This window comes from Candidatus Paralachnospira sp. LCP21S3_A2 (assembly GCF_052118925.1).
Taxonomy (GTDB): Bacteria; Bacillota; Clostridia; order Lachnospirales; family Lachnospiraceae; genus Lientehia.
The window spans coordinates 1-1,728 of the sequence record NZ_JBQKGG010000037.1; the positions used below are offsets into that span (position 1 = coordinate 1).

A 1,728-nucleotide genomic window follows, 5' to 3' on the forward strand; every position below is an offset into this window, starting at 1 on the left:
CCTTGAATGAAAAACTAAAACCCAACTGAAAATACGTCTAATAATCAAAATTCTGTTCTGAGGTCAAATAAAGCCCTAATAATGGATGTTCAAATTCAAATATCATGCTATAATTAAGGCATTCCAGATAGCAGGTATATATTTGTTTGCATGATTAACAGACGGCTGGCTACTTGTTATGCAAAAGTAAATGCGACCCGTCTATTTAATACCTATTGACAAATCGATTACTATCTGCAGCTTCGGTCTAATTACTTTTTAACGAATAAATCTGGCATTAAATGCACTTCATCTGGCGGGATGAGGTGCATTTTTAATAATGACATTAATGCTTTGAAATCTTCATCATCCTCTTCTACGAGCTCGTATGGACTTTTATTTCCAAGTCCAGGACGTTTTACACTATTGATATGATTCATTAATAAAGTCATATCTTCTTGCGTGTATGGGTTTAAGCTTTTTCCTTTTGGCACGGCATAACGAATAAATTCATGATTCTTCTCGATACACCCTTTTTGCCATGAAGCCATTGGATCACAGTAATAAAGGCTTGTTCTATAAACTAGGAAGCCATCCTCATCCAGCGTAAGTTCTAACTCATCTACCTTCTTGAATTCGCTGCCGTTGTCAGTCAATATAACCGGAAACAACCGTCTAAAAACATCTATTCCCAATCCTGTCTCGAGATAGTCCAGAACCCTTTTTACGGATTCTGCTTTTCCATCTGGCATCAGGAATAGTAGCATTACGTTGTTCTTTCTAAAGATCATTGTAAGCAAACGCTTTCCAGATTCTCTAACGCCTTTTACAGTATCCATTTCTGTTACTTCATCTTCTGAATATTTAAATTTCATCGCATACTCAAAATCCTCATATGTCCTACACTGTCTATACTCCATTGAGTGAAATCCATTGATATCGTTGTACTTTTTCTTTCGTGGTTTGTAGCCTGTCTTTCTTCTTAAATCTATGTTTTTAATAGATAAGGCACCTTCATCGATATAGTTATAAAGAGTTCTCAAACACACTGGCATTTCATTTTCATGTTCTGCATATATGTGTGTTAAAGGCTGGCCTTTCTTAACAAGTCGAGTCACAAGTTCATCCAATTCTTCCTTCTTTTCATCAGAAAGTCTAACTCCTTGTCGACTCTCCGATCTACGACGAGTTACAGCTGCATCAGCGAATTTCGCACTGTAAATATACTTATCTTTGTTGCAAAGCTTTTTATCCTTACAGTTATTACAAACATACGGAGGCGAATCAAACTTATGGCAAGCAACTGATACATATCTATCGCATACCTTGGTACAATCCACTCCTCTGCAAAGTCTACACTTTGTATTACAGGCTTCTTCATCACAGCCGCACAAATTCCTTACTGTGCATTGTCTTGCCATGCGGCAATCTTTTCCATTCGGGTAATTACCTTTAATGAAGGTTCTGTTTTCTTTAACTTCATGTGCAATAGTAGATGGATGTCTGCGAAGTCTTTTTGCTATTTTTTTGAATGACTCCCCGATGCATATCCCAGTTTCTATTGCTATTCGATCTGACAGGTCCATTTGTCCGCTAGCATTGTAATAATTCATATCTGCTCCTTTCCCAGCAGATAGTAATCGATATAACCAATATATCATGCCTTGGAAAGGGCTGTAGAAAAAGTAAACTAGACCTTTTATAGCCATTTTCAGTTGTCAAAGTACAGGTTTAATTTTTCATTTTAGG

The 1,728-nt window shown here is 36.8% G+C and carries 1 protein-coding gene; it reads right to left on the bottom strand.

Going from position 1 to position 1,728, the window contains the following annotated elements; translation table 11 throughout:
* Window positions 1-251: 251 nt before the first annotated feature.
* Entirely contained in the window at window positions 252-1,592 is a 1,341-nt protein-coding gene (locus ACTQ3K_RS12550) for an IS30 family transposase (protein WP_044927528.1), read from the bottom strand.
* Window positions 1,593-1,728 lie beyond the last annotated feature (136 nt).